The sequence below is a fragment of the Inhella crocodyli genome (assembly GCF_004004565.1).
GTDB lineage: Bacteria > Pseudomonadota > Gammaproteobacteria > Burkholderiales > Burkholderiaceae_C > Inhella > Inhella crocodyli.
On sequence record NZ_SACM01000012.1, the window covers coordinates 1 to 320 of the forward strand.

Sequence of the window (320 nt, forward strand, 5' to 3'; positions counted from 1 at the left end):
CAGCTTGAGCTTTGTGCCCAACGCCAACTGGAACGGCTCGACCTCCTTCAGCTTCACCGCCACCGACAACGAAGGCGCCTCCTCCGCCCCCGCCAACCAGACCATCTCGGTCAGCGCGGTCAACGACCCCGCCGTCATCGGCGGCGTGGCTTCAGGCGCCACGGTCGAAGACACCACGACCTCGGCCTCGGGTCAGCTCACCGTCACCGACCCCGACGCGGGCGAGGCGGTGTTCGTGCCGCAGACCAACGTCGCCGGCGCCCACGGCACCTTCTCGGTCAACGCCGCCGGCCTGTGGACTTACACGCTGAACAACGCCG

1 protein-coding gene is annotated in these 320 nt (G+C 68.8%); it reads left to right on the forward strand.

Translation table 11 applies throughout. The features are described from left to right. Positions 1-320: cadherin-like domain-containing protein (locus tag EOD73_RS17480; RefSeq protein WP_205702502.1), on the forward strand; the 320-nt coding region annotated here is incomplete at both ends.